This window comes from Vulgatibacter incomptus, from assembly GCF_001263175.1.
Lineage (GTDB): Bacteria > Myxococcota > Myxococcia > Myxococcales > Vulgatibacteraceae > Vulgatibacter > Vulgatibacter incomptus.
This window is the reverse complement of the sequence record NZ_CP012332.1, coordinates 1,133,631-1,146,924: the sequence shown is the minus strand read 5'-3', so window position 1 is coordinate 1,146,924 and position 13,294 is coordinate 1,133,631. Positions and strand designations below refer to the sequence as shown.

Sequence of the window (13,294 nt, the reverse complement as noted above, 5' to 3'; positions counted from 1 at the left end):
TTCTTCACGAGCTCTCAGCCGACGCGTCTCGAGGTGACGAGCTCGTCGAGCAAGGGCAGCAGATCGTCGTCGGCGGCGGCGAAGATCCCTCGCCTCCCGTCCACGACCGATTCCAGCGAGACGCTCTGGGCCAGGTCGGTCCGTCCCAGGTAGACGACGGGGGTCTCGCCCAGGCCGGGGTGGCTCCGGAGCTGCTGGACGAAGGCCGTCGCCCTGCCCTCCGGGAAATCGCTGTCGACGAGCACCGCGTCGGGGAGCAGGGCCCTGGCGCGGGCGATCCCCTCCCCTCCGGTCCTGGCGAGAGTGACGGCGTACCGCTCACGGAGCCGCTCGCCCAGGGAGGCGCGCATCTCGCAGTCCTCGGCGACGACCAGCAGCCGCCGCTTGTCTCCCTCGCTCCCCGCACGCCGCGCCCGAAGGGGAACGGCGAACACGAACGACGTACCCCCTTCCGGCCGCGCCCGAACCCAGATGTCGCCGCCGTGGTGCTCCACGAGCTCCCTGGCGATGGCGAGGCCCAACCCGAAGCCCGCGCCCTTGTCGCCCTTCCGGAAGCGCTCGAACACCAGGGGAAGCTCGGCCTCGGCGATGCCCGGCCCCCGATCGCGCACCTCGATCCGCGCGCGCCCGCCGGCGGCCTCGTCGAGGGAGACCTCCACCTCGACCGCCGTGCCCTCCGGCGCGTGGGCGATCGCGTTCGAGATCAGGTTCTCGAGGACCTGCCGGATCGCGCTCTCGTCCACCTCGGCCAGGAGGGTGTCGTGCCCCTCCGACCGCAGCGACACCGAGCCCTCCGCCCCCAGCGTGGTCAGATCGTCGACCACCCGCCGAACGAGGGCGGCCAGATCAACGGACGCGAAGGAGAGCTGCCAGCTCTCGCGCCTGCCTCGGCCCGTCTCGAGGATCTGCTCGACGAGCTGGAGGACGCGCATCGCCTGGCGCTCGATGGCCTCCACGCTCCGGCGCTGGCCCGGCTCGATCCCGGCCGAGAGCAGGAGGCGCGTGTGCCCGAGGAGCACGTTCAGCGGCGCTCGGACGTCGTGCGAGCAGATCGCGAGGAGCTCGTCCTTGAGCCTGCTCGTCTCCCTGAGCTGCTCGTTCGCGGCGTCGAGCTCGCGGTAGCGCTCTTCGTACGCAGCTTCGAGCTCGTCGCGCCGTTGCCGCACGCTGGTGTGAAGCCGAGCGTTGCGGACGGAGTTGGCGATGATCGACGCCGCCGCCCTCACGAAGGCCTGCTCGTCGGGACCGAACGCCCTGTCACGGGCGAGCCGCAGGTAGAGCACGCCGTACGCGTCGCCCTTCGACACCAGGGGCGCGATGGCCAGCGAGGAGACCGGCACGGTCTCCAGCAGGGGCCGGACCTCGGCCATCACCGGATCGGAGCGGACGTCGTCGATCATCACCGGCGAACGAGACTCGATGGCCCGCTGGAGCTCGGGATAGCGCAGGAGATCGATCGGCAGGCGGCGCAGCTCGGGGACGTCGTGAGACGCCATCACGAGCGCCTGGTTCGAGCCCTGATCCGCGAGGATCACCGAGCAGCGATCCACGGGGACCACGGCGGCGATCCGGTTCACCACCACGTGCAGCAGCTCCTCGAGATCGAGGTGGCTGGTCGCGGCTTCGGTGATCTCGAGGAGCGCTTCGAGCTCCAGCCGCCGAAGTCTGGGGGTGACGCCGGACATCTGCATGGGCGGCAGGATACGCGATCCGCGGCACGACGGAGGGGGTCGTGCGATGGCGGCGCTACTTTGTCTTGGAAGACACCTTTCGCGCCGCCTGGCGGGGCTTCGGAGCGGCCCTCTCGCCCTTCGCGGGCCTCTTTTCTTTGATTTTTCGGGCTTCTTTCGTCTTTTTCCTCTCTTCCTTCTCTCTCCCGAGGCTCTCCCGCAGGAGGTCGGCGAGGTCTGCGACGGCGCCGGGCGCAGGAAGCGCGGGGCGCTCGGGGGCGGGCAGACCCTCGAGCTTTCGTTGGATCATCCTCATCACGGCCTCGTCGTACCGATCGACGTAGCGCTCCGGCTTCCACGGCGCGGAGAGCCGATCGACGAGCATCGCGGCGAGGTCGAGCTGCTCGTCGGACGGCTCCGCCTCCTCGCCCCGCGGCAGACGGAGAGCGTCCGGATCCCTCATCTCGGACGCGAATCGCAGCGTATCGAGGACGAGGGTTTCGCCTCGGGGGCGCACGGCCGCGAGGCTCTCGCGCTCGCGGAACACGATCCGCGCGATCCCGACCTTTCCGCTCTTGGCGAGGGACGCCCGCAGGAGCGCGTAGGCGCGATCCGCCCCGGCGAGGGGCTCGAGGAAGTACGGCTTGTCGTAGAAGGCCGGATCGATCTCGTCCTGTTCGACGAACTGCACGATCTCGATGGTGTGGCGCAGCCCGATGTCGATCGACTCGAGATCCTCCTCGTCGATCGTCACGTACGCGCCCTTGTCGTATTCGTAGCCCTTGGCGATCTCCTCCTGGGGCACATCCTCGCCGTCGAGCTCGCAGACCTTCTTGTAGTGGATGCGGCCCCGATCCTTCTCGTGGAGCAGGTGGAACGACACGCGCTCGCTCTGGGCGGCGAGGTAGAGGCTCACGGGGATGTTGACGAGCCCGAAGCTGATCGAGCCCTTCCAGTAGGACCGCATCGCCATGGGGAGAAGCTGACCACGGACGGCGATCGGCGCGTTTATCGACGGTCCCCGCGGGGCTCACCTAGCGATCGAGGCGAAACCTTGCGATCAGCGAGCGCAAGGGCTCCTCGATCGGCAGGCCGACGGGGACGAGCCCCACGCCGGTCCCGGCGAGGAGGAGCTGCCCGTCGAGCGCCTCCCGCTTCATCGGGGCCCTGCGAACCTCGAGCCCCATGCGGGCCGCCTCGTCAGCGACCTCCTCGCGGGTGATCCCTTCGAGGCCGCCTTCGAGCACGGTGAGCACACCGTTTCGATACAAAAGCGGGCTGGTCCGGCTGCCGTCCACCACGTGCCCTTCCGAATCGACGAGGAGCCCCTCGAAGGCGCCCTCGCGGCGGGCCGCCTCCATCGCGAGGCGGCAGGGAAGGAAGTTCCCGGTCTTCCATCGGCCGAGGTCCGGATGGACGCGGATTCCAGTGAACACCGCGTTCACACCCGCGTCGTAGTCGGCCGCGCTCGGAGGCACGAGTGGCCTCGCCTCCGCCAGCCTCGCTCCGTCGCCCACCGCGAGCCTGGCCAGGAGGCGCGGGCCGAGGGTGACCAGCCGCCGCAGATCGGCCTCGATTGCCTCGTCACCCGGCCAAGCCAGGCCGATGGCGCCCGCGTGCCGCCGGAGCCTCTCGAGGTGCCGCTCCAGGAGGACGGGCAGGCCCGACTCCACCCGCAGCACCGTGAACGCGGTGTACCCGTGGAGCGCCCAGCTCCCGAGGGCCAGCGGCGCCGGCTCTCCGTTCACCAGCCGGATCACGCGCGCAGCTCCAGGAACGCGGAGAGGAGCTCCATCCCGTGTGTAGACAAGATGCTCTCCGGGTGAAACTGCACGCCCCATGCGCGCCGATCGCGGGCGGAGATCGCCATGCAGCTCCCGTCCTCCGCCCACGCCTCGAGCTCGACACCGGGCGGGAGCTCGTGGAGTGACAACGAGTGATACCGGGCGAAAGAAGCCGGCGACGGGAGCGCCTCGAAGATCCCGCGGCCCGCGTGCGCGACGCGCTCGGCGACGCCGTGGACGGGGCGCGACGCCCTCCCCAGCCGCGCGCCCAGCGCGACGCCCAGGGCCTGGTGCCCCAGGCAGACGCCCAGGAGAGGCAGCCCGGCCTCGAGGGAGGCGCCGATCCATTCGAGGGTTCGCCCCGCCGTGGCGGGCTCGCCGGGGCCCGGGCCGACCACCACGTGCGTGGGCCAATCCAGCTCGGGCGCCTCGTCCCGATCGACGACCCGGACCTCCGCCCCGCTGGCGCGCAGGTAGTCGACGACGTTGAAGCTGAACGAGTCCCGATTCTCGACGAAGAGGACGCGGGCGTCGGACGGGCGCCTCGAGCGCGGCGGCTCCCAGGTGGCGTCCTTCCGTGGCGGCGCCGGCGCCCGGCCTTCTTTTCCGCGCTCCAGCGCGGCGAGGAGCGACGCCGCCTTCGTATCGGTCTCGGCGAGCTCCCGGGCGGGATCGCTGTCGATGACGATCCCGCCGCCGCAGGAGAAGTACGCCTCGTCCCCCGCCACGGTGAAGCTGCGGATCAGGATGTTGAAATCGGCGCCGGCCCCCGACGAGTAGCCGAGGCAGCCGGTGTACGAGCCGCGCGGCGCCGGCTCCAGCTCCGCGATCGCCTCCATGACGCGGGTCTTGGGCGCGCCCGTGATCGATCCGCCGGGGAAGATGGAGGCGAAGAGCTCTCCGAGCCCCGCCCGGCTTCGCCCCTCGACCTCGGACACCAGGTGCATCACGTGGGAGTACCGCTCCACGGTGAACGCCTCGCTCAGCGCCACCGAGCCGGGCTCACAGACGCGAGCGAGGTCATTGCGGAGCAGATCGACGAGCATCACGTGCTCGGCGCGCTCCTTCGGGTTCGACCGCAGCTCCGCCTCGAGGGCCTCGTCCTCCGCCGGGCTCGCGCCCCTGGGACGCGTGCCGGCGATGGGCCTTGCACGGATCGTCGACGTGCCGTCGACCCCTCGTGGGCTCCTCGAGAAGAGCCGCTCGGGGCTCCCGGACACGATGGCCCAGCCGTCTCCCTCTACGAGGCCCATGAAGGGGCTCGGGTTGATGGAGCGAAGCCGGGCGTAGAGCGCGAGCGGATCCACGCCCCGCGCGGGGAAGTGGAAGCGGCGCGAGAGGTTGACCTGGTAGACCTCGCCGGCGCGGATTTGCTCCTGGACCCGCTCGACCCCTTCGAGGAACGCCGACTCGGGGAGATCGCTCGCCGGCCGGAGGCTCGGCAGCGGCGGAAGCTCGAAGGACCGTGCGGGGACCTCGGTGCTCTCCAACGTCTCACCCGAACGGACGGCGATCCCCTTCGGGTAGTAGTGGAAGACGGCATCCGGCAGCCCCGGGAGGGACGGGCCCGCGGGCTGGCCGAGGTGGCGCGCCAGCTCGTAGGAGGCGAAGCCGATCCAGGCCGGGAAGAAGCCCGTGCCCAAGCCCGTCTCGAGGACCCGGAAGATCTCCATGGGGCCGCCGATCCGCTCGCCGTCGAGCCAGGTGGCGCCATCGCGGACCTCCACACGCCGGGTGGGCGAGACGCCCAGGAGGGAGAGGCCGCCGAGGGGGCCCGCCGACTCGAGGAGGGCCGGCCTCAGGCCGGCGCTGCGCGCGCCGTAATAGAGGTCGATCATGGCGGGACGATAGCGCGACTCCTCCCGATGCTCGCGAGGAAACCGGCCAGCCCCGTGACGGAGGACGACCACCCCGGCCAGCCCCCGACGAGGGAGGCGGGAAGCAGACTTCACGGGTCGACGCCCGCCGGGCGATCGCTAGCTTCTCCCGGGAGCCAGGAGGAGCCATGGCGGGTCACGACGAGAGGCGAGGAGATGGACGCGGAAGCGCTCGCGACCAGGACGAGAACATGAACGAACCGGAGATGGCGCGCGGGATCCCGGGCTGGCGGAGCTGGGGCCCCGACCAGATCCGGTGGGACATGGATCGCAGGACCGATCGGGACCAGATCGACCGCCGGCACATGTGGGGAGAGTCCGAACGCCGGGCCTACGAGGGGTACGGCGAGGAAGGCGAGAGCCCCCCGTGGTTCGAGCGGGAGGGCCCGGGCAGGTGGAGCGGCTACGATCCCTACGAGATGGCCGAGACGCCGTGGCGGGGCCGCTTCTGGCCTCCCCGCTACGGCTACGGCCGCTTCGAGGGCGAAGGCCCGTCGGGCGGCAGGCGCTTCGGCCGTGGCGAGGGCTCCTGGGGGGAGCGCTTCGGAAGGGGTCGCGGTGGAGGCGAGGGCCCGTGGTTCGCTCGGGGCCGATGGGGACACGGCTACGGTCCCGCCGGTCGCTATGGCTACGGCGCGGCGCCCTACGGGCGGTACGGCTACGAGGGCGAGGGCCCTTGGGCAGGTCGATACGCGGGGCGCGCCGAGGGCCCCTGGGGCTACCGACCGAGGTGGTTCCGCGGGAGCGAGATTCCACCGGGATGGGGCTACGGCGGCTACGGCGCCGGGGAATACGGCGGCTCGTACGGCGGCATGGGCCCCGGGCCCGCGGGCTCCTACCCCGCCGCCGGGAGCTCCGGTGGCCTGAGCGGCACGGGCTCCATGCTGGGCTCGGTCGGCCTCTCCTCGGGCTGGGAGTCGGAGCGGATGGGCGTGCGCCCGTCGGGCTACGGCTTCCGGGAATTCAAGGAGGCGCGGGCGAGGGGTACTCGGCCGTCACGATGGGAGCACGAGGGTCCCACGGTGCGGGATCTGATGTCCCGCGATCCGAAGATCGTCCGGCCGGAGGATCCCGCGCGGGACGCGGCGCGGATGATGCGGGAGCAGGACGCCGGCATCGTTCCCGTGGTGCTGGACGGGAGGGTCCTCGGGGTGATCACGGACCGCGATCTCACCGTTCGCATCCTGGCCGAGGGCCGGGATCCGTCCATGGTGAAGTGCCGTGAGGTGATGACCAGCGACGTCCAGGTGGCCAGCCCCGAGGATCGGCTCTTCGACGCGGTGCGGATCATGGGGGAGGAGAACGTCAGGCGGCTTCCCGTGGTGGGAAGGGACGGTCGCCTCCAGGGAATCCTCTCGATGACCGATATCGCCCGGGAGGCAGAGATGGACTACGCCCTCCAGGAGGCCCTCGAGCAGATCGCGAGCCGGCGCAGCTTCTGGTCCCGCTGGTAGCGCCTGAAAATTTTTCCGGCAATCCGGGTTCCGGGTCGGGATCGTTGATCCTGACCCGGAATTTTTTTCAGCCCGACCTTTCCCGTTTTGGCGCCCTTGCAGCGGGGGGCTGTAATCCTTACCGGTTGAGGAACCCTCATGTAAGGACTCGGACGACGCATGTAGGCGACTTTCCGAGCGTCGGAGGCAGATGGGCGTGGCACCCCATTCGCAGGAGAAAGGCAACGCAGCTCGGCAACCGCCCGCGAAGCGGAACGAGACAGGCAACCGGACTCGAACGGAGAAACCTCATGCGACTCTCGACCCTCCCGGCATCCGCGGGTTCCCTCGCGATGTACCTCTCGGAGATCAACCAGTACCCGCTCCTCACCCAGGAGGAAGAGCAGGCGCTGGCCCGCAAGTACCGGAGCGAGAACGACGAACGGTCGGCGGATCGCCTGGTGACCGCCAACCTCCGCTTCGTGGTCAAGGTCTCGTACGAGTACCGGTCCTACGGGATCAAGATGGCGGACCTGATCCAGGAGGGGAACATCGGCCTCATGAAGGCCGTGCAGAAGTTCGATCCCGACAAGGGGATCCGGCTGATCTCGTACGCGGTGTGGTGGATCCGCGCCTACATCCAGAACTACATCCTGAAGTCCTGGTCGCTGGTGAAACTGGGGACCACCCAGGCCCAGAGGAAGCTCTTCTTCTCCCTCGCCCGCACGAAGCGGGAGATCGAGAAGCTGCAGGGCACCGAGGACTCACAGGACGCCAGGAAGATCGCCAAGAAGCTCCGGGTCAAGCCGACCGAGGTCCTGGAGATGACCCAGCGCATGGAGGGCCGCGACCTCTCCCTCGACGCGCCGATGGGCGAGGACGGCGGGAACTCCCACGTGGACTTCGTGCCGGCTGCCGGGGCCGGCCAGGACTCGGAGCTCGCCGACGCGGAGGAGCGCGAGATCATCACCAGCCGCGTGGAGCAGGCGCTGATGCGCCTGGATCCGCGGGAGCGCTTCATCATCGAGAAGCGCGTGATGAGCGACAAGCCGATGACGCTCAAGGAGCTCGGCGAGCACTTCGGCTTCTCCCGGGAGCGGGCGCGCCAGCTCGAGATCCGGGCGAAGGACAAGCTGAAGCACGAGCTCGTCGAGCTCATGGACGACATCGAGCCCGAGGGCGTCGGGCCGATCACCTCGGCGTCGGTGGCGGGAATCTGAGCGCGTGAAGAAGTCGGCCCCGCGGAAGCGGGCCCGACTTCTTCAGCTCGCGCTACGCGCGATAGCGCCTTACCGTTGCTCCGCCTACGGCTCCGCGTGCGCGAGGGCGCCTCTTTACGTTTGCTCGCCTCCGGCTCGCGAGAGCTCGTGAATTTCTTCACGAGCTCTGACTGCTATCGCTTGCCGGGGAAGCAGGAACGTCCCGCGTAGCGGGCCGCGGCGCCAAGCTCCTCCTCGATCCGGAGGAGCTGGTTGTACTTGGCGACCCGATCCGAGCGGCTGGCGGAACCGGTCTTGATCATCCCGCAGTCGAGGGCCACGGCGAGATCCGCGATGGTGGTGTCCTCGGTCTCGCCGGAGCGGTGGCTCATCACGCTGGTGTAGCCCGACCGATGAGCGGTGCGGACCGCGTCGATCGTCTCGGTGAGGGTGCCGATCTGGTTCACCTTCACGAGCAGCGAGTTCGCCACGCCTGCGTCGATCCCGCGGCGGAGCCGCTCGACGTTGGTCACAAAGAGGTCGTCGCCGACGAGCTGCACGCTCTCCCCGAGCCGGTCGGTGAGGAGCTTCCAGCCCTCCCAGTCGTCCTCGTCGCAGCCGTCCTCGATCGAGGCGATCGGGTAGCGGGAGCAGAGACCGGCGTACCAGTCCACGAGGCCCGCGCGGTCGAGCTCCCGGCCCTCGCCGGCCAGCTTGTAGGTGCCCGTCTTCGCGTCGTAGAGCTCGCTCGCGGCGACGTCCAGGGCGAGCACGATCTCGTCGCCCAGCTTGAAGCCGGCCTTCTCGACCGCCTCGCTCACGACCACGAGCGCCTCCTCGTTGGAGGGGAGGTCCGGCGCGTAGCCGCCCTCGTCGCCGACGCCGGTGGCGAGCTTGCGGCTCTTGAGCACCGTCTTCAGGGCGTGGAAGATCTCGGCGCCCCAGCGCAGTCCCTCGCGGAAGGAGGGAGCGCCGACCGGCATGACCATGAACTCCTGCACGTCGACGCTGGTGTCGGCGTGGGCCCCACCGTTGAGGATGTTCATCAGCGGGACCGGGAGGGTCCTCGCCTGCACGCCACCCACGTAGCGGTAGAGCGGCATGCCCGTCGCCAGGGCGGCGGCGCGCGCGGTGGCCAGCGAGACGCCCAGGATCGCGTTCGCGCCGAGCGTGCTCTTGGTGGGCGTCCCGTCGAGGGCGAGCATCGCCTCGTCGACCGCGAACTGGTCTTCGGCGTCGACGCCGAGGAGCACCGGCGCGATCCGCTCGTTCACGTTGGCGACGGCCTTGGAGACGCCCTTGCCCAGGTACCGGCCGGCATCGCGGTCGCGGAGCTCGAGGGCCTCGTGCTCGCCGGTCGACGCACCCGAGGGAACCGCGGCGCGGCCGCGATCGCCGGTCGAGAGCTCGACGTCGACCTCCACCGTCGGGTTGCCCCGGCTGTCCAGAATCTCTCGCGCGTGGACGCTGACGATCTCGATCATACGCCGCCCCTCCTTCGGGCTCGGAAAAAAGGGCGCGAACATAGCCAGCGGCGGGCAGGCAGGCAAGGCCCTACCCGCCCCTACCCGACCCGGAAACGCCGCGCGCCGCCGACCGAACCCCAAGATGGGGATCGGCGGGCGGCGCGTTTCGATACGCGGAGCTCGCGAAGGGTCAGAGGTCGATGACGATGACACCGCGCTGCGGCTCGCTCTCCTCCCTCTCACCGGCGGGGAGATAGGGCCCCTCCGGAATCGGGATTGGGAGCTGGATCACCGGGCGGGCCTCGTCCCCGAGGCGTTCTTCCCGTTCACGGCGCTTGATCTCTTCGATGATGAAGGCGTCGAGCATTCGACCCTCCTTCGGCCAGCCTTCGTCCATTGGAACTGCGACCTTCCCCGGCCCACTCCAGACTACCGCCAACCCGACCGTCGTTGTCCAAAGGCTGCAAACTCCAAGCCAGCCTCACCGTCTCTGCTGCCACCTCGTCGAACTGCCCGGACGAGGCGTTTCTGCCCACCGAAAACGCCCTGAGCAGCCTGCCGACCTGCCGCTACCTACGACTTCGATGTCAGGGTTCGGGCCGAGTTGCGCCAGCCGCTCCTCGACGCCTTCCCTGGGAGCGATCTGACATCAGCTCGCCAAAAGATGTCAAGAATCCCACGGACTTGCGGGCGCTCCGGGGCCCGCCTCCCCGTCGGTTGCGCGGCCTGCCGGCCAGCGGAAAGCCCGCTTGCTCCCCGAGCGGGGGCGCTCCTATACTCCGGGCCGTTCCGATTCCCGAACTTCCTTCCTTTTCAAGGGGTTGCAAATGAACCTGCGTGTGCTCCCGGTCGTGTGCGGAATCACGGCCTCCCTGCTCACTGGCTGCAAAGAGAGCAAGGCTCCCGAGGCGCCCGCTCCGGCGGCCTCGAACACCGCCGAGGCCGCAGCGAAGGCGGCCGCCGAGAAGCGCGCCGACGCGTCCACGCCCAGCGCACAAGGCGTGAGCTCGCCCGATTGCGTCGGACCGATCGACACCGGTGTGCCGGAGGTCGTCACCATCGCCGGCAAGTCCTACGAGCGGAACGGATACAAGCTCACCGTAAAGGGCGACCGCGAGGCGGAACCGAAGCGGACCATCGGCGTCCTCGCGAACCTGAACGAGGCCTCGGGTGAGAACCTCTTCAACGTGAAGCGCTACCTCGCCTTCTTCAAGGACGCCGGCGCCGAGATGATCGTCGTCGCGGGCTACAGCGGCGAGGATCGCGCCACCATCGAGACCGTGCTCGCCGCGGTGGCCGACAGCGGCCTTCCCGTGCTCGTCATCGCGGGAAATCGCGAGCGCACCACCGACTTCACGGACGCGATGAACGCCGTGCACAAGAACCACCCGAACGTGCTGAACGGAAACCGCGTCCGGTACGTGGACCTCCACGGCGTGGACCTCGTCACCCTCCCCGGCTACCACGACCCCCGCTACATCCATCAGGAGGGAGCCGCGGGCTGCCAGTACTTCAAGCGCGATGTGGCGGCCCTCGCGAAGCTCGCCGCGGAGGCGAACGATCCCGTGCTCCTCGTGGCCCACGGCCAGCCGAAGGGCGAGACCGAGCACGCGCTCGACGTGATCGCGCCGGACAAGGAGCACATCGGCGATGCGAACCTCAACGAGGTGATCGGGCAGGCGTCGATCCCCTTCGGCATCTTCGCCAACGTGAAGGAGGCCGGTGGCACTGCGATCGCCGACCTGGCCGGCAAGACCGTCGTCGCCGAGGGCGCGGCCAGCCCGACCCTCTACCTCAACCCCGGCGCCGCCGACTCCATCGAGTGGACGATGAACGACAGCTCCACCAGCACCGGCTCGGCGGCCGTGCTCACGATCCAGGGAAAGCAGGCCAGCTACAGGATCTTCCGCGCCGCCAAGCTCACCGACGCGGAGAAGGCCCAGGCCGCGAAGCTGATCCCGGCGAGCGCCCCCTCGGCCCAGGCCGAGTAGCGCGCACGGGCCGAGCTGGGCCCGCAAAGGCGTTCCTGGAACGCAACGAAGCGCCGGATCCCTAGGGTCCGGCGCTTTTTTTGAGATCGGGCTGCGGCGCTCACACGGCGCGGTTCCGCGCCCCCATTCGGTCGGCACCGGACCACGAGGCTTCGATCAGGGTGCGGCCGCCGGCTCCGGCCCGAGCTTCTCGAGGGCGGCGGCAGCCGCCACGCGAACCTCGCGGTAGTAGTCCTCCGCAGCGAGGGCGGCGAGCATCCGGCGGGCCTCCTGATCCGGCGTCTCCGCCAGCCGCCGAGCCGCGCCGCTCCGAGCCTCGGGCCGTTCATCGAAGAGCCGGGCGCGCGCGTTGGCAGGCTGAGTCGCAGCCTGGGAGACGCGCGCCGGGGTGGTGCCCGGCGCTCCCTCGATCGCGCGGAGCGCTGCGGCGCGCAGCCGCTCTCCGGCCGAGCGAAGCTCCGCTGCAGCGGATCCGTCGTCCCCACGCTCCTGTGCTGCGGCGCTCCGATTCGCCCCGACCTTCCGAAGAAGGTCGTCCAGCCGTCCGTCGACCGGGACCACACCTGCAGCGCCGCCGCCCGTCGGAGCGGAGCCGTCGTCCCCCGCCGCCGGGGAGGGATCGACCCCTTCGCCCGGCGCCACGTCGACTTCGGCCGCAGCGATCGGGCGCAGCGCCTGGCGGTCCTTTTCGTCGCCCAGGGCGCCCACCCCCTCGATTGCGGCCAGGCGGGTCGGAAGGTCTTCCTTCCCGTCCTGGGCGAGCGCGAGGATCGACGGCACGAGCTGCCTCGCCCCGAGCTCCCGCGCGACCGCGATCGCGGGCACGGCCGCGGCCCCACCCTTCGCGATCACGACGGCGAGGGGCGCCGGGTCGCACACCGCGCCCTCGGCGCGGGCATGGGAGGCGAGGAGCGCTGCGTCTTCGGGACTCGAGGAGACGAGGGCCGCGGCGCAGGAGGAGTCGCCCGAGCCGGGGATTCGAACCAGCGCCTGGGAGGCGACCGAGGCGATGTGCGTCCGGGAGCGCGCCAGCTCGGCGAGGGCCTCCAGGGCCGCAGGATCCGCCAGCCTCCCGAGAGCGCTCACGGCCGACTCCCGCACCGGCGGCGATTGATCCTGAAGGAGGGCGAGGAGGAGCGGGACCGCTGCCGGATCGCCGGCCATGCCGAGGCCACGGGCGGCCCCGGCGGCGACCATCGCGGAGTCGTCGGCGAGGATCGGGCCGAGGAGCCGCACCACCGCCGGCCGGCCGGACCGGCCGAGCTCTTCGGCAGCGCCTACCCGCTCCCCGGGACCGCCGCGCCTGAGGGCCTCGAAGTTCCGGGACCAGATCCGCTCCGCCTCGGCGTGGATCACTTCGGCAGCGGACATTCCCTTGCCTTCGAGGGCAGCCAGGATCGCGGCGCGAACCTCGGGAGGACGGCGTCCGTAGGCGGCCAGGAGGTGGGCGCGGGCCTTGGGCCCCTTTGCCCTGGCGAGGCCCGCAACGGCCATCGCCTGCACGGTGCCGTCGGGATCGGCCAACAGCTCTCCGAGGAGATCGCTCGCGGCCGACGCCTGCCGGCGGCCGATCGCGAGAGCCGCGGCCCTGCGGACCTCGGGCGCCGGGTCGCGGGCCGCCTTGCCGAGGGCGGGGAGGTCCGCCTCGGTTCCGCGCTCGGCCAGGAGATCGAGCGCTTCGACCCGCACCTTGACCATGGGAGATTCGAGGTCGGACAGCATGCGGGCGCGATCCCGGCTGCACCCCGGGGAGAACGCGATCGCCAGCGTGGCGACGAGTGCGCCGGCGAATCCCGGCCGTGGCTTCTCGAAAAGATGCACGAAGTGGAAATCTATGTCCCCACTTCACCGTAGGTCAAACGCGGAAGCGCTTC

At 70.3% G+C, this 13,294-nt stretch carries 10 protein-coding genes; 3 read left to right on the top strand and 7 right to left on the bottom strand.

Annotated elements, in window-relative coordinates:
• Positions 1-14: 14 nt before the first annotated feature.
• The 4 genes from AKJ08_RS04610 to AKJ08_RS04595 form a co-directional block, all read right to left on the bottom strand.
• Positions 15-1,691 carry an ATP-binding protein gene (locus AKJ08_RS04610; protein WP_050724988.1) on the bottom strand — a complete coding sequence of 559 codons (1,677 nt, stop codon included), beginning with the start codon at positions 1,689-1,691 and terminating at the stop codon, positions 15-17.
• 55 nt (positions 1,692-1,746) lie between these two features.
• The gene (ku, locus tag AKJ08_RS04605; RefSeq protein ID WP_082342689.1) at positions 1,747-2,643 is read right to left on the bottom strand and encodes a non-homologous end joining protein Ku; all 897 of its coding nucleotides are present in this window, start codon (positions 2,641-2,643) and stop codon (positions 1,747-1,749) included.
• A gap of 61 nt (positions 2,644-2,704) precedes the next feature.
• Entirely contained in the window at positions 2,705-3,430 is a 726-nt protein-coding gene (locus AKJ08_RS04600) for an aminotransferase class IV (RefSeq protein WP_205624768.1), read from the bottom strand.
• A complete protein-coding gene (locus AKJ08_RS04595; protein WP_050724987.1) occupies positions 3,427-5,292 on the bottom strand; it encodes a chorismate-binding protein in 1,866 nt (621 codons plus the stop codon). The genes AKJ08_RS04600 and AKJ08_RS04595 overlap by 4 nt, the downstream gene beginning before the upstream one ends.
• 230 nt (positions 5,293-5,522) lie before the next feature.
• Here AKJ08_RS04595 and AKJ08_RS20610 point away from each other — a divergent pair, with 230 nt between their 5' ends.
• On the top strand, positions 5,523-6,785 hold the full coding sequence (locus AKJ08_RS20610; RefSeq protein ID WP_157370467.1) for a CBS domain-containing protein: 1,263 nt from the start codon (positions 5,523-5,525) through the stop codon (positions 6,783-6,785).
• Between the two features lie 290 nt (positions 6,786-7,075).
• Positions 7,076-7,984, top strand: coding sequence for an RNA polymerase sigma factor RpoH (gene rpoH, locus AKJ08_RS04585; protein ID WP_050724985.1), 909 nt, complete (start codon positions 7,076-7,078; stop codon positions 7,982-7,984).
• 173 nt (positions 7,985-8,157) lie between these two features.
• Here rpoH and eno read toward each other — a convergent pair whose 3' ends face one another.
• The gene (gene eno / locus AKJ08_RS04580) at positions 8,158-9,447 is read right to left on the bottom strand and encodes a phosphopyruvate hydratase (protein ID WP_050724984.1); all 1,290 of its coding nucleotides are present in this window, start codon (positions 9,445-9,447) and stop codon (positions 8,158-8,160) included.
• Between the two features lie 172 nt (positions 9,448-9,619).
• A complete protein-coding gene (locus tag AKJ08_RS19675; protein WP_169788743.1) occupies positions 9,620-9,796 on the bottom strand; it encodes a hypothetical protein in 177 nt (58 codons plus the stop codon).
• 460 nt (positions 9,797-10,256) lie between these two features.
• Between AKJ08_RS19675 and AKJ08_RS04570 the strand changes: the two genes are divergently transcribed.
• Positions 10,257-11,420: a metallophosphoesterase family protein gene (locus AKJ08_RS04570; RefSeq protein WP_050724982.1), complete on the top strand. Its 1,164-nt coding sequence runs from the start codon at positions 10,257-10,259 to the stop codon at positions 11,418-11,420.
• A 156-nt stretch (positions 11,421-11,576) separates the two neighbouring features.
• Here AKJ08_RS04570 and AKJ08_RS04565 read toward each other — a convergent pair whose 3' ends face one another.
• The gene (locus AKJ08_RS04565) at positions 11,577-13,241 is read right to left on the bottom strand and encodes a HEAT repeat domain-containing protein (protein ID WP_050724981.1); all 1,665 of its coding nucleotides are present in this window, start codon (positions 13,239-13,241) and stop codon (positions 11,577-11,579) included.
• Positions 13,242-13,294: the final 53 nt, after the last annotated feature.